The 23,732-nt window shown below is 40.9% G+C and carries 15 protein-coding genes and 1 pseudogene; 7 read left to right on the top strand and 9 right to left on the bottom strand.

What is annotated here, in order from left to right; genetic code table 11:
• Positions 1-79 precede the first annotated feature (79 nt).
• On the bottom strand, positions 80-2,428 hold the full coding sequence (locus M2448_RS02630; RefSeq protein ID WP_280644726.1) for a UvrD-helicase domain-containing protein: 2,349 nt from the start codon (positions 2,426-2,428) through the stop codon (positions 80-82).
• Between the two features lie 114 nt (positions 2,429-2,542).
• The gene (locus M2448_RS02625) at positions 2,543-3,139 is read right to left on the bottom strand and encodes an acetate uptake transporter (protein WP_280644725.1); all 597 of its coding nucleotides are present in this window, start codon (positions 3,137-3,139) and stop codon (positions 2,543-2,545) included.
• A 709-nt stretch (positions 3,140-3,848) separates the two neighbouring features.
• Here M2448_RS02625 and M2448_RS02620 point away from each other — a divergent pair.
• Positions 3,849-4,802: pseudogene (locus tag M2448_RS02620) on the top strand (aldo/keto reductase).
• A 105-nt stretch (positions 4,803-4,907) separates the two neighbouring features.
• On the opposite strand, the gene M2448_RS02615 reads toward M2448_RS02620, so the two are convergent.
• The gene (locus M2448_RS02615; protein WP_280644724.1) at positions 4,908-5,498 is read right to left on the bottom strand and encodes a sigma-70 family RNA polymerase sigma factor; all 591 of its coding nucleotides are present in this window, start codon (positions 5,496-5,498) and stop codon (positions 4,908-4,910) included.
• Positions 5,499-5,776: 278 nt separating this feature from the next.
• Positions 5,777-6,478: an MIP family channel protein gene (locus tag M2448_RS02610; protein ID WP_280644723.1), complete on the bottom strand. Its 702-nt coding sequence runs from the start codon at positions 6,476-6,478 to the stop codon at positions 5,777-5,779.
• Between the two features lie 596 nt (positions 6,479-7,074).
• On the opposite strand from M2448_RS02610, the gene M2448_RS02605 reads away from it, so the two are divergent.
• Together M2448_RS02605 and aspS are read left to right on the top strand one after the other, a co-directional pair.
• A complete protein-coding gene (locus tag M2448_RS02605; protein WP_280644722.1) occupies positions 7,075-7,365 on the top strand; it encodes a putative quinol monooxygenase in 291 nt (96 codons plus the stop codon).
• A gap of 104 nt (positions 7,366-7,469) precedes the next feature.
• Positions 7,470-9,224: an aspartate--tRNA ligase gene (aspS, locus tag M2448_RS02600; RefSeq protein WP_280644721.1), complete on the top strand. Its 1,755-nt coding sequence runs from the start codon at positions 7,470-7,472 to the stop codon at positions 9,222-9,224.
• An 84-nt stretch (positions 9,225-9,308) separates the two neighbouring features.
• On the opposite strand, the gene M2448_RS02595 is transcribed toward aspS, so the two are convergent.
• The 5 genes from M2448_RS02595 to crcB all read right to left on the bottom strand — a co-directional run bounded on the left by M2448_RS02595 (position 9,309) and on the right by crcB (position 17,730).
• Positions 9,309-10,076, bottom strand: coding sequence for a M15 family metallopeptidase (locus M2448_RS02595; protein WP_280644720.1), 768 nt, complete (start codon positions 10,074-10,076; stop codon positions 9,309-9,311).
• Positions 10,077-10,159: 83 nt separating this feature from the next.
• Positions 10,160-10,549 (bottom strand): DUF1573 domain-containing protein, encoded by a 390-nt coding sequence (locus tag M2448_RS02590; protein ID WP_280644719.1) that lies wholly within the window; start codon positions 10,547-10,549, stop codon positions 10,160-10,162.
• A 148-nt stretch (positions 10,550-10,697) separates the two neighbouring features.
• Positions 10,698-11,339 (bottom strand): murein L,D-transpeptidase catalytic domain-containing protein, encoded by a 642-nt coding sequence (locus tag M2448_RS02585; protein ID WP_280644718.1) that lies wholly within the window; start codon positions 11,337-11,339, stop codon positions 10,698-10,700.
• A 7-nt stretch (positions 11,340-11,346) separates the two neighbouring features.
• Positions 11,347-17,280 carry an alpha-2-macroglobulin family protein gene (locus tag M2448_RS02580; protein ID WP_280644717.1) on the bottom strand — a complete coding sequence of 1,978 codons (5,934 nt, stop codon included), beginning with the start codon at positions 17,278-17,280 and terminating at the stop codon, positions 11,347-11,349.
• A 93-nt stretch (positions 17,281-17,373) separates the two neighbouring features.
• Positions 17,374-17,730 (bottom strand): fluoride efflux transporter CrcB, encoded by a 357-nt coding sequence (gene crcB / locus M2448_RS02575; protein WP_280644716.1) that lies wholly within the window; start codon positions 17,728-17,730, stop codon positions 17,374-17,376.
• 142 nt (positions 17,731-17,872) lie between these two features.
• Between crcB and M2448_RS02570 the strand changes: the two genes are divergently transcribed.
• From M2448_RS02570 to M2448_RS02555, 4 genes are all read left to right on the top strand, one after another.
• Entirely contained in the window at positions 17,873-18,703 is an 831-nt protein-coding gene (locus tag M2448_RS02570) for a helix-turn-helix transcriptional regulator (protein ID WP_280644715.1), read from the top strand.
• An 85-nt stretch (positions 18,704-18,788) separates the two neighbouring features.
• Entirely contained in the window at positions 18,789-20,000 is a 1,212-nt protein-coding gene (locus tag M2448_RS02565) for a multidrug effflux MFS transporter (protein ID WP_280644714.1), read from the top strand.
• Between the two features lie 154 nt (positions 20,001-20,154).
• On the top strand, positions 20,155-21,051 hold the full coding sequence (locus M2448_RS02560; RefSeq protein WP_280644713.1) for a GLPGLI family protein: 897 nt from the start codon (positions 20,155-20,157) through the stop codon (positions 21,049-21,051).
• A 9-nt stretch (positions 21,052-21,060) separates the two neighbouring features.
• Positions 21,061-23,691 carry a carboxypeptidase-like regulatory domain-containing protein gene (locus M2448_RS02555; protein WP_280644712.1) on the top strand — a complete coding sequence of 877 codons (2,631 nt, stop codon included), beginning with the start codon at positions 21,061-21,063 and terminating at the stop codon, positions 23,689-23,691.
• Positions 23,692-23,732 lie beyond the last annotated feature (41 nt).

Below are 23,732 nucleotides of genomic sequence, written 5' to 3'. Positions count from 1 at the left end.
GTTGAGATGTGATTATACTGTATTTAATAAAGATAGAATATCCCCCTATTTGAGACAAATAGACACCCCTTATCCGGTGCTACCCAATAATTTCGAATCGTGCGAACTTCAACAATAGCTGTTTTGTTCCTGAGTTTTCGAACTCAACAGTTGCTTTACGGCTGTCAGGATCGCCTGTTACTGCCGTTACTTTACCGATGCCGAAACGTTCGTGTTTGATGGTTGCTCCGATCTGCACTTCACCTGCATTTGCTCCGGCAGATGCTTTGGGCGTAGCTTTCTTTGCATTTACAAAGTTAGTACGCGATGGGGCTGAATACGATTCTGCTTTTTGCGGATTTGCCTGTCTTTGAACAGGTCGTTCCTGAAACGAGGTGCGCGGTGTACCAGTGTAATCGAACAGGTCTTGTGTATAGGTGTCGGGACGATTGAGTACGCCAAAGCCGCCTCCACCCAGTACTCCGGCATTCACATTCAGATAGGATGTGTCTATATCTCTCAGAAACCGGCTTGGGTTGCAGGCATTTATCTGTCCGTTGCGAAAACGGCTTTTGGCATAAGTGATCATACAAAACTCTTTAGCGCGCGTAATGGCTACATAGAAGAGACGGCGTTCTTCTTCGAGTCCTCTGAATTCATTCTTTGCCATAGCCGAAGGAAAGAGGTCTTCCTCGAGTCCGACGATAAATACATTGTTATATTCCAGTCCTTTAGCTGCATGTATGGTCATCATCGTTACTTTTTCCTTGTCGGCTTCCTTGTCCGTATCCTGATCGCTCAGCAAAGATACTTCCGACAGGAAATCCATAAGTCCGATACCTCCGAGTCCTTCTTCCTGACGCGATTCGCAAAACTCATGTATGCCGCCGAGCAGTTCCTGTAAATTTTCCTGACGGCTCATACCCTCCGGTGTCTGATCCTGATAGGCTTCTGTAGCAATACCGCTTTGCTTTACGATACGGGTCGCCTGTTCATAGGCATTGTATTCTGTTAGTCCTGTTATAAAACTTTCTATAAGTGTTCTGAAATCGGTCAGTTTTTTTGCCGTACCTGCATTTACATTCAGGTTATATTCCAGCGGGTCGCCGATCACTTCCCACAGGCTTACGTTGTACAGGCGTGCAGCATCGGCAATTTTACCCAGTGTGGTGTTTCCTATTCCGCGTGCCGGAAAATTGATAATCCGTCTGAATGCTTCTTCATCATTAGGGTTGACGACCATACGGAAGTAGGCGATAACGTCCTTTATTTCTTTCCGTTGGTAGAACGATAATCCTCCGTAGATACGGTAAGGGATGTTCTTTTTTCGCAATGCTTCCTCAAATATGCGCGACTGGGCATTGGTACGGTAAAGAATAACAAACTCGCTGTACGCAGCTTTCTTCTCACGCCGTAGATCCCATATTTTATTAGATACGATCACTCCTTCTTCGAAGTCAGAATATGCACTGGCTATTTCGATGCGTTCGCCTTCATCGTTTTCCGAGTATATGGTTTTCTTTATCTGGTCTTTGTTTTGCATTATCAGGCTATTTGCCGCATTCACAATGTTTTGCGTAGATCGATAGTTCTGTTCCAGCTTGAAAAGCTTCGATTCGGGATATACTTCTTTAAATTTCAGAATATTCTCGATATTTGCCCCCCGAAACGAATAAATACTTTGCGCATCGTCACCCACCACACATACGCGGTGATGCGCATCGGCAAGTTGTTTCACTACCAGATATTGAGCAAAGTTGGTATCCTGATACTCATCTACCAGAATAAACTGATAACGTTCCTGATACGATTGCAGTACTTCGGGATAGTCTCTGAACAGGCAATTGGTATAAAACAGCAGATCGTCGAAATCCATTGTATTAGATGCTTTCAGCCTGTTGTTATATTCCCTGTATATATCTTTTATCACAGGCATCTTCGCCCGCTGATCGTATTCTATCAACTCTTTATTCTGTGCATACATTTGCGGCGATATCAGCGCATTCTTCGCATTCGATATTGTGGCCTGTATGCGTGCAGGCTTATATACCTTATCATCGAGCTGATATTGCTTGATAATTGTCTTTATCATATTGCGCGAATCTGCCGAGTCGAAGATGGTGAAGTTAGCTGTGAATCCTATCTTTTCGGCTTCGGTTCTCAGTATGCGTGAGAATACAGAGTGGAATGTTCCCATCCACAGGTAACGTGCATACTGCCAGCCGATAAGCTGCGCTATACGCTCCTTCATTTCGCGGGCTGCCTTGTTGGTAAAGGTCAGAGCCAGTATGTTTTGAGGTAATAGCCCCTGCCGAAGCAGATAGGCTATTTTATATGTAAGTACACGCGTTTTTCCCGAGCCTGCCCCTGCTATAATAAGGGATGGCCCGTTGATATATTCTACAGCGTCTCGCTGCTGTTTATTTAGTTGGCTTAGTAAATTATCCATAGAAATCTGTGATCGGATAACAAAGATAAGTTTTAGTTGCGAGTTATAAAAAATAAAAGAGGGCAGGTTTAAATCGAGTTAAAGCCAGCCCTCTGTATATTTATTATTGCGACCTTATTTCAGGAAAGGAGATCCTACGGGAACGATTGTTTTCCCGAAAAAACTATTTAGGTATTTTGCAGCCAGTACGTAGAATGTAACCAGTGAAATAGCCAGTTCGGAATAAGCTGCTACGCTATGCCAGATATGTCCGAAACCAAATGAATCCATTGCCAGACCTAAAAATAAGAGGACAATGAGAAACAAAAGGATGAACATTGCTTTTGACATTTTCAGTCCCGAGATAGTTAATACTATAGTAAGGAACATATAACCGAGAAATACAAATCCGAGTTGTTTTGGATCAACTGCTGTAGCTAACGTCTCTCCCAGACAGCCGAGCTTTATAAGCCAGCTCATTGCCATACCTACCCAGAATAAGCCATAAGCAGAAAATGCTGTTGCTCCGAACAAATTGTTGTGTTTGAAATCGAATATAGAGGCTATTATCTGTGCGGCTCCTCCTAAGAACAGTGCCCAAGGCAGGACAAAGGCAAGACCGTCTGTTAATCCTAATTTTTGGGATGAGGCGACAAGGGTTACTATAGCCAGTCCGAATAATCCGAGAGTGGTAGGATCTGCCACCTCTACTTTCACATGTTGTGTTTCCATAATTGTTTATTATAAGTTGCGGGCGCAAAAGTAGTAATATAAATAGATTAAACAATCACTATTTGAAAATGTGTATAATAAATGTTGGATTTATTACTGCGCGCAATTGAAAATTGCTTGCCATACTTTACCCAAAGCAGTAAAGTAAGCAAAACGCTTTAGCGCCCCGCTTCATAGGACGACCCGTTAAAGGGCTCAAAGGCTAAACAAAAAAACTCGCTCACGACTTTTGCATAATACGAATCGACAGTTCAGCTCAAACACGTTTTTGTTTTACGCCTTTCTCACCCTACGGGTACCCCGTCCATAAAGCTAACGGCGCAGGGCTGACGCACCATCTGGAGACGATAACCCTGCCTTGTCAGCGCTTTGCGGCCCTGTGCATTAGCTCCGCAAGCGGGCACCTGTCCGGTGCAGGCGGCGTGGAAAGGGATGGGGCGATAGCCCGTTTGTCCCTTTCAGCCGGCAAGCCGATGACAGGTCGCTGAGGAGCGAAGCACTAGACTTTTGTTTACTTTTGGGCGATGCAAAAGTAAAAACAAGCACGGGGGTGCGCGTTAGTAATGAACCAAACTTTGAAAATCAGAATTAGATAGTAGTTATGCTTAAGATATTCGAACATATAATTGATATAAAATATAAAAAACCTCCTGTTATGAAATGGAAAAAAGCTAACTTTAGATCGGTAAAATATCAAAGAACATTAATTATGAAATACAATTTTTGCGGCAACAGCGGCCTACAATTACCGGAAATATCACTCGGTTTGTGGCATAATTTCGGAGATGTGGACGATTTTGGAACGGCTACGTCCATGATTTTATACGCCTTTGAGAATGGAATTACCCATTTCGATCTGGCAAACAATTACGGACCTCCTCCCGGAAGTGCGGAAACTAATTTCGGGAAAGTGCTGGCTAAGGAACTAAAAGGGCATCGTGACGAACTGATCATCTCCTCTAAAGCAGGGCATCTGATGTGGGATGGCCCGTATGGTGACGGTGGTTCGCGCAAGTATATAATGGCAAGTATAGACCAGAGCCTGAAACGTACAGGACTCGAGTATTTTGATATTTTCTATTCGCATCGTTACGATCCGCAAACACCGATAGAAGAGACGATGCAGGCATTGATAGATATTGTGCGTCAGGGTTAAGCGTTGTATGTGGGGATATCCAAGTACCCGCCGAAAGAACTTGTCAAGGCTTACGATATTCTAAAATCACAGCATGTACCATGCCTTATCTATCAGGATAAGTACAGTATGCTTGTACGCGATCCGGAGAAGGATCACATGGCTATAAATGAAAAATACGGAGTCGGTTTTATTGCTTTCTCTCCACTGGCTCAAGGCGTACTCACCAATAAATATTTGCATGGCATACCGGAGACATCACGTGCTCATAAAAGTCACGGCTTTTTGCAGGAAAGTGAAATTACTCCCGATGTGATACAGAAAGTTGCTGCACTCAACGATCTGGCACAGCAGCGCGGGCAAACGCTTGCCGAGATGGCTTTGGCTTGGTTGTTGCATAACAGGCAGGTAACATCCGTCATTGTGGGTACAAGTTCGCTCAATCAATTGAAAGATAATCTGAAAGCGAAAGAAAATGCTGAGTTCTCGGCAGAGGAGATGAATCTGATAGAAAAGATATTGGGATAATATCAGAATATATAATTACAGAAGAAGGGGAATACATTACTGCATTCCCCTTTCTGCTACTTTATAAAACTTAACTATCTTAAGATAAAACTACATGCTTATTTGTTACATTGTCAGTACAATGTTGTTTTCTTCTGCCATACGGCGGATATTGAGTATCGCATAACGCATACGCCCCAGTGCGGTGTTGATACTTACGCCTGTAAGGTCTGCTATTTCTTTAAAACTTAGATCTTGATAATAACGCATTTCCAGTACTTCGCGTTGGCTGTCGGGCAAATATGAGATTAATTTGCGTATATCGGATGTGATTTGCATTCTCACCAACTCATCTTCAATGGTTCCGTCACAAAGAGACGGATTGTTTAACAAGTCTATAGGTGCATCATCATTTGAGATTGTATTTTCGTTTCTTTCCTGACGGAAATGGTCGATAATGAGGTTGTGTGCAATACGAGATATCCATGCGCGGAATTTTCCCGTTTCGGTATAACGTCCCTGTTTGATGGTAACGATGGCTTTAATAAAGGTTTCCTGAAATATATCTTCTGCCAGTTCCCTGTTGCGAACAGTGAAATAGATGTATCCGAACACACTTTGTCTGTGTCGCGAAAGCAGGATGTCAAAAGCTAGATTGTTGCCATTAGAATAATCTGTAACCAACTGCTCGTCGGTCATCATTATTAATGTATCCATTATCTCTTATATTTAAAGTTTTTTAAAAGAGTAATGTTTATTCTATAGGCTAATGGGTTTGAAGTTTATAATATTGTTGCGTTAATGATGCAAATAAAGTATAAATTTATGAAAGATGCAAACACCGTAGGATAATTTAACAGTAGTACGGTGTTTTATTTAAGAACCTGTTTAAATTTATAGATTACTTTTGGGGAATAGCTTTCGGTTGATTTATGCTAAAACAAGAAAGCCCCTGCACTGGCAGAGGCTTTCGGTATATTGTATTTGTACAAGGCTTAAGCTTCGTCGGTATCAACCACTTTCCATACCAGAGCCGCCAAGGCAGCACCTACAAACGGACCAACAATAAATATCCAAAGCTGAGAAAGAGCAGCAGCTCCGTCAAAGATAGCAGGGCCGATACTACGAGCCGGGTTTACAGATGTTCCTGTAAGAGGTATACATACGATGTGAACCAATACAAGGCTAAGACCAATAGCCAGACCTGCAAAGTTTCCGGCACCATTTTTAGATGTAGTACCTAAAACAACCAGAACGAAAACAAATGTAAATATGATTTCAGCTAATAAACCGCCTGTCAGGCTCACTCCCGGTTGTAATCCGTTAGCACCCGTCTTTGTAGCAAAAGCTCCTTGCTGAGCAATGTAAGAGGCTGAACCTGTATCGATGGATGACACAATAGCAAACAGGATAGCCGAGCCTATTAGAGCTCCTATTACCTGGAATAACATATACATTCCGGCATCTTTGCCAGACATTCTTTTTGATAAGAAAACGCCCAGTGTTATCGCCGGATTGATATGACATCCCGATACTTTACCTACGGTGTACGCCATAGCTACGACAGACAAACCAAAGCCGAAGGCAACAGTCAATACCTGTGTAGTAGAACCTACTCCCCAATTAAAAATAGCGCTACCGCACCCCATAAGAACCAGAACCATGGTTCCGATCATTTCCGCTAAATACTTTTTCATTGAATCATTTATTTAATTAAACATTTTGTCTAGTCTGTACAAACTTGCGTTATATATGTTAAGCAATGGCGAAGTTATATATAAATTTGGATAAAGTTAAAAAAAAAGCATTTTTTTTACAGATGGCTTGTATTCTGCATCTGCTGCTCTTTGTTAGAGTGATGAGTTTGAAGGTAAATTATCTATAGGATATCAATGTGCTAATTAGCAAATATGCCAATGAGAGCGATCTTTGAATTAGTGATAGGTAACAAAAAAGTAATAAAAACAAAAACAGTGTAAATTGACTCCGCTTGGCTCTGTCGAACGTTGTTTCGTTACATTCGTTACATTTTAGTTAAAAGTGAATGCTGTAGGGGCGAATTGCATTCGCCCCTACAAGGAAAAGTAACAAAGAATAAAAACTATGCAAAACCGTTACTTTGGCTCCGCTTCGCTCTGCCGATCGTTGATTCGTTACATTTTAGTTAAAATCTTTCCTGTGCCTGATATTATTCACTGTTCACCGAAGAAAGCTTTTTCGCTAGTTATATGTATGAAACAGAAATAAAATCCATATTTTTGTATCCTTAAAAAAGAGATAAAAGAACATAGCTATGATGGAATTGAAGATTGTCGCTGCAATTGTAGTAAAAGCTGCATATCAGGGCGAATTGGAAAATGTTTTTCGTACAGTGGTAGATGCAACCCGTAAAGAGGCGGGTAATGTTTCATACGATTTGCATCAGGATTGCCAGAATCCATTGAAATATACTATTCTGGAAGTATGGAAATCGCAGGCCGCTATCGATGAGCACAATGCCAGTGCACACTTTAAGGCTTTCGTGGAAGCGGTAGAGGGAAAGGTGGACAGTCTGACAGTAGATGTAATTAAACAAATATATTAAAATAATGAACTGATGACTTAATATGCCGATGTGCCAATGAGATATTCTTATTTAATAATTGGCATATTAATGAATTAGCATATTAGCACATTAAATTTAGAATTATGTACAGAACTCATACATGCGGGGAACTTAATATAGCAGACGCAGGCAAAGAAGTAACGCTTGCCGGTTGGGTGCAGGCTGTCCGCAAACTCGGTGGCGGTGTCACTTTTGTAGACCTTCGCGACCGCTACGGAATCACTCAACTATCTTTCAGTAAGGATATCGACAACGAACTGTACGAACAGTCGAACAGACTGGGGCGCGAATATGTGTTGCAGGTGACCGGAAAGGTAGAGGAAAGATCGAATAAGAATATGAACCGCTCGACTGGTGAGATCGAAATTATAGTAAACAAACTGGTAATACTGAATACATCGGAAGTGCCACCGTTTACTATCGAAGATAATACCGATGGTGGAGACGATGTGCGGATGAAATACCGCTATCTGGACTTACGTCGCGATACAGTCCGTCACAATCTGGAGCTTCGCCACCGTATAGCATTCGAGACGCGCCGTTATCTGGATGAGCGTCAGTTCCTCGAAGTAGAAACGCCCGTACTTATTGGTTCTACACCGGAAGGTGCGCGCGACTTTGTTGTGCCTTCGCGTATGAATCCGGGTGAGTTTTATGCTCTGCCGCAATCGCCGCAGCTATTCAAACAGTTGCTAATGGTATCGGGCTTCGACCGTTATTTCCAGATCGTGAAATGCTTCCGCGATGAGGATTTACGTGCCGACCGTCAGCCTGAATTTACACAGATAGACTGTGAAATGTCATACGTGAATCAGGAAGACGTACTGAATATGTTTGAAGGAATGACGAAACACCTTTTCAAGAAAGTGAAAGGAATAGATATTCCCGATTTCCCGCGTATGACCTATGCTCACGCTATTAAATATTATGGTTCGGATAAACCGGATACACGTTTCGGAATGGAATTTGTAGAGATAAAAGACCTGACCGAGGGTAAGGACTTTGTCGTATTCGATTCGTCTGAATATGTTGGTGCTATCTGTGCTAAAGGTGCAGCATCATATACCCGTAAGCAATTGGATGCTCTCATCGATTTTGTGAAACGTCCGCAGATAGGGGCGAAAGGGCTTGTATATGTTCGATACGAAGCTGACGGGTCATTGAAATCATCAGTAGATAAATTCTATGCTCCTGAGGATTTGAAGAAATGGGCGGAACGCTGTCAGGCACAGCCAGGCGACCTTATCCTTATTATATGCGGAGAAACAGAAAAAGCCCAGAAACAACTGGGCGAACTTCGTCTCGAGGTGGGTTCTCAGCTTGGCTTGCGCAATAAGGATGTATTCAACTGCCTGTGGGTAGTAGATTTCCCATTGCTAGAGAAAGATGAAGAGTTGGGACGCTTTTTTGCGAAACACCATCCGTTTACCAGTCCTAAGGAAGAGGATATTCCGTTGCTGGATACCGATCCGGGTGCTGTACGTGCCAATGCCTACGATATGGTAATCAACGGTGTTGAAGTAGGAGGGGGCTCGGTGCGTATCTACAACAGCCAGTTGCAGAACAAGATGTTTCAGGTACTTGGTTTCACCGAAGAAAAAGCACAAGCACAGTTTGGCTTCCTTATGAATGCTTTCAAATATGGAGCGCCGCCGCACGCAGGTCTGGCTTTTGGTCTCGACCGACTCGTGTCGTTGTTTGCAGGTCTCGATAGTATCCGCGACTGTATTGCTTTCCCTAAGAACAATTCGGGACGCGATGTGATGATAGATGCTCCTGCGGTACTCGATCAGTCTCAACTGGACGAACTGAATCTGAAAGTAGAGATAAAGGAATAAAGGACAGATCAGATATTAGATACGATCGGCGCCCTGATTTCTTATGTCAGGGCGCTTGTTTTAGTTATATATAGAAAGATGAGCTTAATCAACCAGTAATTCGGGGCGGTATTCGAAGTGCATCGTATCGTAGTGGTACCACTTGCCACCCCATATAAAGCCATGTTTCTCGAATATGTCGACTATTAGCTGAGGGATGCGATTCTTGTATTTCAGTGCGGTATCTTCATTGGTGCAACGGCAATCCCACTGCCAGTAGTTGGAGTATTTCACGTTGAGGTCTATCGCTGTACCGAAGCTGTGAGCGCTGAGGCGGTCGGCTCCTCTGACCTTGCGCCAGTTGAATGTTCCGGCACTGTGGAGGTATTCTTTCAGTTCGGGGTGTTTATCCAGTTCGTCCGATATTTTTTGTAGCTGCTTGTCTACTCCGTTGATGCTGGTAACCTTGAGTTTTTGGTTTATCAGGGTAGGGCACCATGTAATGGTTACAAGATGCTTTTGTACTTCGGCTGAAGTTGTACCGTACATGCTCTTCAGTAGGGTTTCGCAGCGTATGCGTCCCGGATCGTAGTTTTTGGGGATATCCTTTACTTCTCCTTTTAGATAAGGATAAGCGAATATATCTTCGATGGCATCGCTGTTTATCAGTTCCTTATGGGATTTGTCTGTTGGTGTATTATAGTGAATGATCTTATTCCCGTTTACAATGATACTCGTTTTATCGTATGCCTTTATTGTAGTAGGGTAGGCTTTTAGCAACTTGCTTATTCCGGCAGGATATTCCTGTTGCTGAGCATTCATTCCACTGATAACAAGGGTGAAAATAAGTAGAAGTAAAAGTCTGTATCTCATATCAGTAAAGTAGATGTATAATGCTATAAAAAAAGGATATACCACAAAGATATATCCTTTCTTCTATATTAACGTCTGTTCTATTAGCGGATAACTTCTCCTTTTATATGTACTTTATAAATGGAATCGGGTACATTGGTGAAGACAGTAACTTCCTTGTTAAAAGTTCCCGGACGACCAGTTGCCGAATAGGTTACTTTAATGTTACCTTCTTTACCCGGAAGTATCGGTTCTTTTGTATAATCAGGAGTTGTGCATCCGCAAGTCGTACGTACCTTCTGTATGATAAGAGGTGCACTACCTGTATTCTTTACTTTAAATTCGCAGCTAACAGTTCCGACTCTTTCTTCTACTTTACCAAAGTCATGTACAGATTTGGCAAATGTAAGTTCTGGTGCTTTATCCCCTTTCTGTGCAAAGGTTAAGCCTGTCGATAAAATTAATGCAAACAGAATAAATCCAATCTTTTTCATATCCTAAATCTCTAATTATATACTAAATAATAAATGTTGTACCAAGTCTTATTTTGTAAGATAATACTCCACAAAGTTAGTAATAAAAATGATACTTGTTAAAATTTATACAATATTTTATATTTGAGGCGTCTCGTGTATATAATCGTTAAATATATACCCAAAGTAAAACAGGCTTCTTCAAATTCTTCATTAGTTGGTCTACTTTACGCATCATATTGTCACTAACCACAGGGCAACCCTGACTCCATCCGAGTGGCAGATGTTCAGGGTATATCTCCCCTTCGGAGACCGGAGTATGTGAGTGCAATACGACCCAACGTTTAAAAGCATTGCTGTTCGACTTGTCCAGTCCATGAAGCTTGTAGTGAACATTTATTCCCCATTGGCTGTAAGATCGTGCACCTACTTTGTATCGTCCGAGCGAGGAGCAATAGCTTCCTTCTATATTGCTGAATACAGGCTTTTTGTGTGTGCTTTTCTGGCCATATCCATGACAACAAAGACTAGAGTATTTAATTGTGTCTTTGGCAAAATCCCATACGAAAAAGCGATTCTTGCCGGAGTGAATACTAAAGTCGACTAGAAAGCAATACTGTGTACTAAAGTTTTTAGCCTTACAATAGGCTTTGGCAGAGTCTGCTTTTGCCTTCAATCGGGCAAAAGCAGCTTGCTGTTCTATTTGTTCTTTGTTTCTTTCCTCATTCTGTCCATTGGCATTGCCGCACATGATAAAAGATGTAGAAGCCAAAAAGCATAGTATATATATAAGCCATACTGATATCCTCATACTGTTTCTATTTTACAGTTACTCTTATGCCTTGTGTATGCGACACATACTGCGGTGCATAGAGACACTGAATAGTGGTAATGCCATTTGAATACTCACCTGTACGGTTTACAAACACCGGATATTCGAGTACGTAAGTACCTTTTGGCAGACGGTCGAAATAGAAGTTTGTAGAAGCATCTTTCGGCATCTGATAATATATCAATCCGTTAGTCCATTTAGTGCCCGATGTGGTTTGTTCAGGTTCGAAGCATGGAGCACGCATATCTTTGAGTTGTACAAATTCCATATCCTTATTTACCCGTACAGTCAGGCGTACAATGACTTTGTCACCTACTGTCAGAGGACTGCTTTCTGTGATCTGGGTAAGGTTCTTTCCTGTAGAAGCCGTATTTTCTTTAAATAGCTGTTTTTCTACATTGAGGTCTCCCTTCTGAGAGGTTATCTTATCCAGATTTTCATAATATTGCCAGTAAAGCGCACCATAAGCAGGGTCGGAACTCTGTGTAGTAACCTCTACTTTACCCATTCCCTTGTTTATCTCGGATTTATTCCATGTTGTTTTAAAATAGCCTGTTCCCATTTCCTTGTTTTCCGGCTCTACTTTTTGGTTGCCTATGGTAATGGCGGTAGCTGTAGTCTCCCCTGAGAACCAGTCGGAACCTGTACTCAACAATGCGCTGATAGCATCTATCGACGCATGGCTCGATTCCCATACCTGAGTTTGTTTCTGCATCAGCAGCCAGCGTTTCATTGCATTCATTTCCTGCTCTGTGGCACCATTTTCCTGTAGGGATTCCATAAGGAATGTATGCACGCTGATAGCCGACATAGACATAAACACATTGCTGCGGTTGTTTGGCCAGTACATACCCAGTTTCTTATCGTTAACAGCATGTTCTTTAAGCGATTTCACTATTTTGTCCGCAGTCAGTTTATCTCCATTGCGTTTCAGTACAACGGCCAGTATAGAACGCTCGTACAGATTCAGCTTTGTCCAGTTTTTAGTCGCTACATCTGTATAGAATCGTTCCGCAGCGCGTGCTTCCTGATCTATAGGTATGTCGCGGTAAGACGAACGTACATAGGCAAACTCCAACTGATTGGTATATATAGAGGTTGTTTTTTGCCAGTCCTTATTATATTTCTTCAGATTTTTGAAGTCTTCGGATATTTGTTTGTCGATGTATTTCAGCGCACTCATCTGCATTCTTTTTATCTGTTCCGGATATTCTACCTGTCCTACCTTTTGCAGATTGGCATATCCGTAAAGGATATATTGGGTAATGCTGCGGCTAGGGTACAATCCCTTATACCAAGTCCAGCCACCTTCGTTAGTCATCAGCTCCGATAGCTTTCTGGTAGCGGCATCGGTTTGTTGTTTGGTATTGTTCAGATCGAACAACAGAGACAGGCGTTGCATCTGTTCGCTTTCATTCTTGGCATCGAGTACCCAAGGCGTTTCTTCGAGCAGAACGTTTTTCAGTTCCTCGTTCTTTTGCAGGTTGGATACCAATGTTTGTTTATCCCCGCCCTGTTTTTGCCAAGCCTGAATCATAGCGGCTACTTTCGGGTATTGGCGGACGATGGACGAACCTAATGTATTTACATAATAGCTTGCAAACCAGTTTACAGCATTGTCGTTCGTTGGATTGCTCATAGTTGGCAATGCCTGTACTGCGTACCATGCCGGATTGGAAGCATATTCAAGTGTCAGCCTGTAATTGCCGATGGTGGACGAATTGTTGTTATACAACTTGTCGAAAGTAAAGGTGCTTGTGCCTTTTGCAATCACATCTATCGGCATGCTTTCAGTTACCAGCATACGGTTCGGCAATACGGCAAGTACATGCTGCTCTCCGTCACTGAATGAAGCATTCTGCGCAACAATGCGGCAACCTAACAGTTCTATATCGGTAGGGATGTCGAAAGTCCATGCAGCCAATGTAGAAGCGTCTTTATCGAGAGAGAATATCTGCTGCTGATTGGCTACAGCCAGATCGATAACTTTGTCGGATAACGGATCGAAGAACTCGATGCGTACATCGCCCGATACAGCATTCTCAGACAAATTGGATATTTTAGTCGAAATACTGGTCTTATCTCCCTGACGGACAAAGCGTGGCATATTAGGTGTCACCATCAGCTCTTTGCGGGTAACTACCATTTGTTCCAATACGCCTACTCTTGCATCTTTATCGTGAGCAAATACTCTGAATCGCCATGTCGTATTGCTTTCTGGTACGGTAAAGGAGATCAGTGTTTCGCCTTTTTCGTTTGTTCTCAGTTGAGGGAAGAAGAATGCTGTTTCATTGAAGTTCTGACGGATTTGTGGTGTAGCTCCGCCTTCTACAGCAAGTGCGCCTCCGCTAGTGCCGGTGATTGGCATTGCTTCCGGCATGACCATAGCCTGATCCATTGCAACTTCTGATTTCTCTGCTCTCATCTGGAATTGTGAAACTGAATCATCCAAGTATCCAATGGAACTGTTTTTCAACATTACTGTTTCTCCAGATGATAATCGATAGCTCCTCTTATTTCGATTTCGCTGAGTTATCATAAATCCTAATGGGGTATTATTTTCGATATATCCGAACCAGTTTATCTGATCAAAAGTTCTTTCCGGTATTTTATTAGTCTTGGATTTGTAGTTCAGATTAAACCAGCGCGGACTGTCATTATACCAAGGGGAATTATAATAGACCGGATATAGATAGCGCTCACCTTTGTATGGACGATCAAGCGACCATGCCATATATGGGCGTAATTTATCGAGCGAAGTATCGTACATCGAAGCCAGCAACTCGGCAAGTACCGGCGTATCGGTGGTGTCTTTTACACTTACTGTCCATGTTTCAGCTTGTCCCGGACGCAGCTTGTCGCGGAATACTTCCAGTTTTACTTTCAGGTTGGTATCTTGTTTCTCAACTTCTTTTGTCAGATAGAAACTCTGATTGTATAGCTCACCGTCTTTAACGGAGGTAAGAGACATATTTATCTTATCGCCATATTCGGCTTTGTATGGTATGGTAAATAGCTCGTTCCTGTCACTCAGTCTGATAATTTTACGTTCAAATATTTTGTCATTATCCGACAGTTGGTAAAGTACATACATTTCCTTGTCGGTAGTACCGAATATTACTTCTACAGGCTTGTTATCTTTACCGAAAATAAGGTTTTTCTGTACCAGCCATTGGCTTGTCTTTATCGGTGGCTTCTTGTCAGCATAAGAGAATATGATGAAGTTTTTCTTTTCGCTTACTTCGTTCTTCTTATCGTCCAGTGCTTTTACCTGTATCTGGTATTTGCCCGATGCCAGCGATTTCAGTTTGCTTTTCAGTTCTGCCTGTTCGCCTGTTTTGAAAGTGCCTTCCTGTACCTTGTTTTGTACGGAATCTGATTCATTGAGGGCGTAGATGGCATATACTCCTGTCGATTCTATATTCTGGGCTTGTAGGTTGCGTGCTTCTATACTCAGTTTATAGTCCTGACTCTTTTCTATCTGTTCGGGCAGATCTATGTTTATCACCATAGATACATTACCTACTACGAGGTCGAAGGTATTCGACTGTGTTTCGCCGTTTATATCGGTAACTGTTGCTGAAACGCTGAATGTATATATCTGACGGTCGTTTGCCATACGAAGAAGCCTTCTGTTGCCATCTCCTGCCTGTGGCGTAAAGGTGATTTCGAACGAGCCATCATCATTTGTCTTCACAGTACCATCTGCGAATTGTGATCTCTCACCCGATCGCCACCAGAAATTGAACTGTTCGCGCATGATGCTGTATTTCACATCGGCATCCTGCAAACTTATTCCGGAGAAGTTTTTGGCATAACCTTTCAACTTTACTTCTTCGCCGAAGGTATATGTTTTATCTACTTTATCGAATGTGATCTCGAATGTAGGACGTTTATATTCCTCCACATTGAAATAGCAAGCTCCTTTATCTACAGCTATACGATATGATCCGAGTAATCCGGACTGAGGTATGATAAATTCGCCCGATATAGAGCCGAACTCGTTGGTTATGATCTCTTTTTTAGCAACAACTTCATTGTTTGCATCATAGAGTTGCGCTGTATAGGCTTTATTAGCCAATGGTTTGGAATCTGAGCCAATGGCAATCGCTTTGAAATATACAGTTTGTCCCGGTCTGTAAATGCTTCTGTCGTTGAATACGGAGATTGCCGGCTGAGGATCGCTTTGAGTTTGTACGCCTCTCCATCTGTGGTTTGATCCGTTCAGATTCTCTGCATTCAGGCACGAATCGTTACCTAATGCAACTTTGTACGATGCCACATAATAACTATTGTAATCATCGGCATGTAATTTATCTTTATAAACAGCCAGTCCCAGTTCGTTAGTTTTGAGTGTTTCTATAAGTCCGGTCTTTTTTACTTTATTATCACCTTGTTGTGGGTAAATGCTGATACTCACATCCTTCATAGGTTTACCCGAAATGCGGTCTACCACAAATATCTCATATTCGTGTAATCCGCTATTGCGTGAGAAAGATACAAGGCGCGATACAACAAAGTCGTAACGATTGTTTCTGGTCGAAGAATTCTTAGGAGGATTATCTAAAACTGCTTTCGATAATGTGCTAAAACAGTATTTCCCTATCGGCAGATTTCCGAGATCGACAGATAAGGTATCTTCATTATATGTTGTTGCCGATACAAGGGTTTGAGGATATTCTTTTATAATATTGTATCTGCCTTTCTCTACTTTATACAGGGTGAGCTTTGGCTTTTCGCTTAATGCCTGAATGTTTTTATGAATAATATCCAGTTTTGCCAGACTGTCGGGATATTGCAGGTTGTTTCCCATTATATTCAGTATGGGGTTTTCCATCTGATTTTTTTTCTCTCTCAACAGGCTGGCTCCGTAAGAGGCAGGGTATTTGTCGATGCCTTTGTTCAGCCAGTCATATATAGATTTATTTACTTCCTTTCCACTAAGGTTGGGTAGTCCGTAATTATATGCGTCAGTGATTTTATCAATTATTTCGGTAGATACTTCGCTGTTTTCATACATCTTATACAGGTTGGTATAAACCTCTAATCTTTTTTCTCCGGAGAAAGAACGGGAATATCTGCCTAGATATTCTATCCGGTCTATATCGGTCAATGCTGCTGTCGATTTCAGGTCACGGGAAAGCAATTCTTTCAGAAACTGCTGATAATACAACAGCACAGGCTGACTCTTTGCCACATCAGTACTTATATTCAGCTTGATATATTCATCGGCAGGAACGGTCAGTTGCTCTATACTAAAGCCTGTAGGGGAAAGGTCGAATTCTTGATTTTCGATACTTTGTATGCTTTCGGCTATATAGGTAGTTCGCTGCATCAGGAAGTCGTAGAGGGTAGGGTAGTATTTTTGCCCGTCAGTTCCCAATAGAATGATATCGTTGTAATCTTTTGTTGTCTTTCCTTTCAGTGCGGCAGCATCTTTTATGGAGAGGTCGATATTCTCTATAATCTTATTTTTGAAGATATTACTGCTCCATTCCTTCATATCTTCTGGTACGAAATCAGCCAAATTGGTACGCTGACGGATTGTCCACTGGTCGTTCTGATAATAGTTTACATACAACTCTGCCAACATAGAGTGCAGCAACGACTTTTCAGCAATGTCGCTTGTCTGTTTTGCTAGCGAATCCAGATCATGGAACAGACCTTCGTTATCGCTGCTATCTATATTCTTCTTGTACTTACTCTTATAGATTAGTGCTTTGATTATTTGTGTATTATTCTTATCCGAGATAGCCTTTTGCAGTATGAGGTCTACCTGCTTTGTAGCAGACTGAGGAAGACTCTGTTTTTCATACTGGGTTACCAGTTTCCAGTCACTGTCGTATTTGTTGTTTGATACTTGTGCAGACATGGTGATGCTAAATAATAATATTAAACTAATTAAAATTTGCTTTTTCATATGCTTGTGTTCTTTTTATTGTGCGATACTGTATAGATGCTTTTTGATGACGATTTGCATTCCGAAGAACGTTAAATTTACTAAAAAGGTAAATTATCTGGTGACATACATTCCCAACCATACGGCGGCAACACCTATGACACAGCTTAATACGACATAAGTGATGGCAATAGGTGTCTGGTTATTATTTACCAGCGTAATGGTTTCGCTGGCAAAGGTGGAAAATGTGGTAAAACCTCCGCAAAAACCTGTGATGAGCAGGAAACGCAGATTGTTGGACGGTATCAGGTTGGCGAAAAGTCCGATGCAGAAGCATCCCAATATGTTTACGATAAATGTAGCTACAGGGAACGGAAAAGGCTCGGACCGGGTAACGAAAACCGAAGTGAGAAACCGTAAAATACTGCCCACTGCGCCTCCTGTACCAACTAATAGTATCTGTTTTAACATGTTTCAAATTTACATGATTATTTCCATACAAACTGATGTTTGCTCTATATTATTTATTTAAACCATAGTTTTCAGCCTATTGTTCAGCAGGTAGCCATATCTTTATTATTTTTGTATCCGGTACAAATAAGCATTAAAGAAGTTGATCGACAACAAAGATATATTCCTGAACAAGCTCGGTGATAATAAGTTCATCGAGATATTCCGTCTGGAAGAGATGGGAGAAGATACTGTTTTCGATAATTATCAGCGTTACGATTTCTATCAGCTCCTTTGGTTTACCAAAACAGATGGAAATAAGACATACTTTCTCGATTTTGAAGAATACGTTCTGGAAGAAAATCAGGTGGTACTGATATTTCCCGGACAAATAGACCGGTTGGACGTAGATGGCAAGGAGGGCTTCCTGTATGCCATACATAACGATGTACTTTTTAATATCAATCAGCATCTGAAATCCGATTATCTGAACGGTTACACAGCAAGCACTTTTCTCAAACTGGATAATAATACTGTTGATATGCTCAAACGGTTGAATGAGCTTGTTTTAGAGGAATACAATGGTAATAACAGGCTTGTGCTTATGGAATCTTATATGGAGGCATTCCTTTTTCACATATCAGCCCTTTTTGTGAATACAGATGCTGTCGATAATAAAAGCGATTCGCTGGTCGCCGAATTGATGAAACAGATAGACCGCAATTTTATCACCGAGCGAGAAACCGATTTTTATGCTGATCATTTCGGGATGACTAACCGGACTATTAACGAAGCTTGCAAGAGAGGGACTGGTAAAACTGTAAAGCAGCATATTCAGGAAAAGCTGATACTGGAAATAAAGAAGGAAATCAGGCTCAGAAAGAAAAGCCTGAAAGAAATAGCTTTCGATCTGGGGTTCAGCGAACCTGCCTACTTTACCCGGTTTTTTAAACTGCATACAGGACTGACCCCGACCGAATTCAGGGATAATTAGCCCATTTGTGCAAGTAAACAGCCCATAATTATAAGAAACCTGCCTTGTATCTTTTATACTTTTGTCCACCAAAATAAGAAAAAGTATGAAAGGTTTTAGTTTTATCCAATGGATTGTTATTATTATTCTGGCTTTGCTTACGGCACTCGAGCCATTGAGTATAGACCTGTATCTGCCCGGATTTATCATGATATCCGAAGCATTTTCCACATCGGTCGCTTCTGTGCAAATCTCGTTGTCGACATTTTTAGCCGGATTTGCTGTCGGTCAGCTGATATGGGGGCCTTTAGCCGATAAATTCGGACGAAAGAAACCGATATTGGTATCTCTGGTTATATTCACACTGGCTTCCGTTGCTTGTATCTATGTGAGGACGGTAGAACAACTGTGGGTCGTACGCTTCCTACAAGCGATTGGCGGTTGTGCCGGAGTTGTTATTTCCCGTGCTATAGTGACTGACTATTTCGACAAGTCGAAAACATTGAAGATATATGCTTTACTTGCTCTTATCATGGGTATTGCTCCTATATTGGCGCCGAGTATCGGCAATGGTATTTTGCAGCTGTTTAACTGGAAAGCTCTGTTCGGAGCAATGGCCGGTCTGGGAATATTTCTGTTTCTGCTTACTCTGTCTGCCCTGCCCGAAACGCATAAGCAAAGTGCAGATCAGGAGAAAACAAATGTAGTAAAGGATTATTGGAGCATTCTTAAAAACAGAAAGTTCGTTGTCTATTCCCTTATTGCCGGTATAGTAAACGGTGCTCTGATGATATATGTGGCTAATGGGCCTTTCCTTATCATGGAAAAAGGAGGATTTTCGAGCGGTGCGTTCAGCATTATATTTTCTATCAATGCTTTTGGGCTGATGCTGAGTTCGTTTCTCACCAGTGTATTTCAAAAGTATGTCGCTACAAATAAGCTAGTAAAATATGCTTTGTTGTTTATGACAGTAGCCGGTCTGATATTATTGACAGCCATGTATATAGGAATAAGTATGACAGGGATACTTATTGTTCTGTTCTTCTATGTATTCCCTATAGGTGTGCTATTCCCTACAACTACAGAACTGGCTATAACACCTTTTGCCGATACTAACAGTAGCGGTACAGCGTCGGCGTTATTCGGGTCTATACAGTTGGCAGTAGCTTTTATCTGTACCATTGTATCCAGCTTTATAAGTGATGGTACTATAGTCGCTGTCGGTCTGGCTTTCTTCCTGTGCAGTATGCTGGCTTTTATTATTGTATTCAGCAGGATAAATGTGCGAGAAGAATATAGCAAGGATTTGATTCGATAAAGCAGTTTGTTCTACATCAGATAATACAAGGAAATAGGTCTTACTTATTTCCTTTTTTTATTTTTTCACACTTGTGTCTATTTTTTTAGACGGAATGATTTGTTGTCTAAAAAAATAGACTAACTTTGCCTTGTAACTATAAAAATGAATCTATATGAAACAGCTAATTCTTTTGTCAACATTTTTGTTATCAACAGTTTTTGTATGCTCTCAGAGTGTGGTGACCAATAATAATGTGCAGATACGTTCAATGAAAAAGGAAGTAGTACAGGACAGTCTGGATAATGCAACTATCCGCTGTTATTATAAACTTGTACAACCTGTAACTATTGATAAAGAAGTGTTTCAACAAACAGATACTATGACTCTGGATATCGGTAAGCAGATTTCTGTTTATTATGATGCCAATCGTATGAGGCGTGATTCCCTTTTTGGCGATTTTATGAAAAATGGATTGAGTGCCGGAGCTATACGAAATATCTCCGTAGTGAAAGACGGGGATATGTCTGCAATAGGTAATCAAGGAACGACAGTGGAGTCCGGAGTGAAAGGAGAAACAGCCCGTTTGTATAAAAAACGCTCATTGGGTGAGATAATAATTATTGATAAAGCGGAAAATAGTATCTCAAAATATAAATATACAGGAAACGAAAGTCAACAGTGGAATATTACAACCGATACATTGACTGTGTTGGGTTATCTGTGCCAAAAGGCTACAACTAGTTTTCATGGTAGAAATTATGAAGTCTGGTTTAGTCCGGATATTCCTGTCAGTGACGGTCCATGGAAGTTTTATGGTTTACCCGGTCTGATACTGAAAGCCGAAGATTCCGAGAAACTATTTTCTTTCGAAATAGTCGGTCTGGAACAATTAAATACGCCTAAAAAGATATTTATGGAGAGGGACGATTATATAAAAGCCAGCAGAAAAGATTTAGCAAAACTGAAAAGGCAACAGTCGGGAGGCATGGCTGTAAATATAAATGCGGGCAATGTGGTAATGGTGCAAAAGAAGAATAAGAATGAGTATCTGCAATTGGAAACGGAGTAAATCTGAACTATGAAAAAGTATCTTTTCCTTTTGCTTATTCTTCTTCCTTACGCCGGACAGGCTCAGACTATTATTAGTGGGGTTGTAAAGGATGAGACGAACAAGCCTGTATCTGAAGTTAATATTACTATCCATGAAAAAGGGAATAAGCTCATGTCGGGTTATGTAATGACAGACAATGCGGGAAAGTACAGGCTTGAGTATAAAGGAAAAAGTGATAGTATAATTGTCGCTGTATCAGGATTCAATGTAAAAAAGCAATCGCGTGTAATCGCAAATTGCAGTCAGGATATCAATTTTGTAATAGAAATGGAATCCATTGTATTGAATGAAGTTAAGATTAAACCGCCTAAAATACGACAGGCAGGAGATACATTAAACTATTTGGTAGAGAGCTTTTCGGATATAAATGACCGGACTATCGGTGATGTACTGAAAAAAATGCCGGGTATAGAAGTCAAAGATGATGGAGCAATACTCTATCAGGACAAACCCATCAATAAATTTTATATAGAAAATGCTGACTTGTTGCAGGGGCGTTATGGCATTGCTACAAATAATATTGAGGCAAAAGATGTCGCTACAGTACAGGTTTTGGAAAACCATCAACCAATAAAAGCACTTAAAGACAGGGGCTTTTCGGAAGAAGCCGCCATAAATCTGAAACTAAAGGATTCGGCAAAAGGTACTATTATCGCTAACGCACAAGTAGGGGCAGGGGCATCACCTTTACTATGGAATAATGAGCTTACCGCTATGTATATCACAAAGAAGCTTCAGAATATTACCACCTATAAAGGTAATAACTCGGGAGATGATACCGGACGCGAACAATCGTCTTTTTATTCGAATGATATGTCACAGAAAAGTAATAAAGCCTTATTAAATATTCAAAGTCCTTCTACACCCGCGATCAGCGAAAAACGTTACTTAGACAATCAGGTAAATACAGTATCTCTGAATAATCTGTGGAGCCTGAAGAAAGATTATCAGCTAACAGCAAATTTAAATTATCTGAACGATCTGCAACGCAGGGATAGTTATGCCCTCACTGAATATTATTTAGCTGAAGAAAATAATCTCAGGATAGAAGAACAGTTAAACTCAAGACTGAGAAAAGAAAAGCTGAATGCCGATATCCAGTTAAATGCGAACAAGACAAAGTATTATTTCAATAATTCATTAAAATTGGCGGGTACTTGGGATAGGGAAAGGGGAGATGCCTTTTCCGGAGATAATGTTTTCCAGTCTCTCAAAAAGCCTGATTATAGTATAAATAATACATTCGATATGGTAAAGACCAAGAATAAACATACATGGACTATTTATTCTTTCAACGGCTACAACACTATTTCGCAGACACTGAGCGTGCAACCCTTGTTGCACACTCAGTTGTTTGATTCCGCACAGGGATCAGAAACTATGATACAGGATGTTGAATCGGAAAGTTTTTCATCATATAACAAGGTTTCGTTAGGACTTGGAGAAAAATCGCTCAGACAGGATTACGAACTCAGTTTCCGGGCAGATATACAACGCCTGAAATCAAAACTGCATACAGGTGTTTTGTTCGATACTGCCGATTCGCTGAGAAATAATTTGAGGCAGAATAAATTCGAATGGATTTTTAAGCCCGTATATTCCTATGCAAAAGGGACAAAATTGAATGTGTCACTGTCTTTGCCTTTAAGTTATATTATTCTCAGTAAGAATAATAAAATAGCTAAAGATGCTGATGATAACACGTACTTTTATATTAATCCATCTTTTTTTGCCAATTATAAAATTTCACCTTTTTGGGAAACCTCTCTCAATTACAGGTACAATAATTCGATGGGCTCCATCAATGATGCTTATACAGGTTATATTATGTCATCATATCGTAATTTGCTGCGAAATGATGGTAAATTATTCAAGCAACAGGCTCAGAATGCTGGTCTTAGATTAAGCTACCGAAACCCGCTTACAACTCTTTTCGGGACGGTCTATGTCGATTACTTTCATAATCGTGCTAATCTGCTTTATGATTATTATTATCAGGACATCCTCAAAGTTCAGTCTACAATAGACATGCCGAATACCACCAAGGGGCTCAATGTATATCTGAGTATCAGCAAAGATATAGAGTCTTTAAGGTCTAAGGTGTTTCTAAATGGGAGCTATAAAAACAGTCAGTCCTCACAGATAAATCAAGGAAAAGTCATTGATTATTCAAATCAGGGATTTTCTCTTTCTCCACGCATTATTACAAATCTTGGTTCTGTAGCGAGTGTCCAATATCAGTTCCGCTATTCCCAGAATGAAAGTAAAATAAAAACCGGTGGTGAAAAATTTAAGCCTATCCGTTCTACATCGCAGGATGTACAATTGAATATTTTTCCAACAAAATCACTGATAATAAATCTGCGGTATGAGCATTTTTATAACAATGCTATCGTATCGGGTAGCCGGTCGATATCTTTTGGCGATATCAGGGTAAAATATAAATGGAAAAAGGTGGAATTAATGTTGGACTATACCAATGTGTTTAATGTAAAACAATTCGTATCAGCATTTTATAATGATGTGAGCCGTTATTATTCCTCCTACGACTTACGCCCGGCAGAGGTCATGCTTAAAGCCCGTTTCAAATTGAAATAGATAAAAGAAAATTAGAAGAGATTATAATCTATAGTCGTTGC

It is taken from the genome of Dysgonomonas sp. PF1-14, assembly GCF_029892965.1.
Classification (GTDB): Bacteria; Bacteroidota; Bacteroidia; order Bacteroidales; family Dysgonomonadaceae; genus Dysgonomonas.
This window is presented reverse-complemented; position numbering and strand designations above follow the sequence as displayed.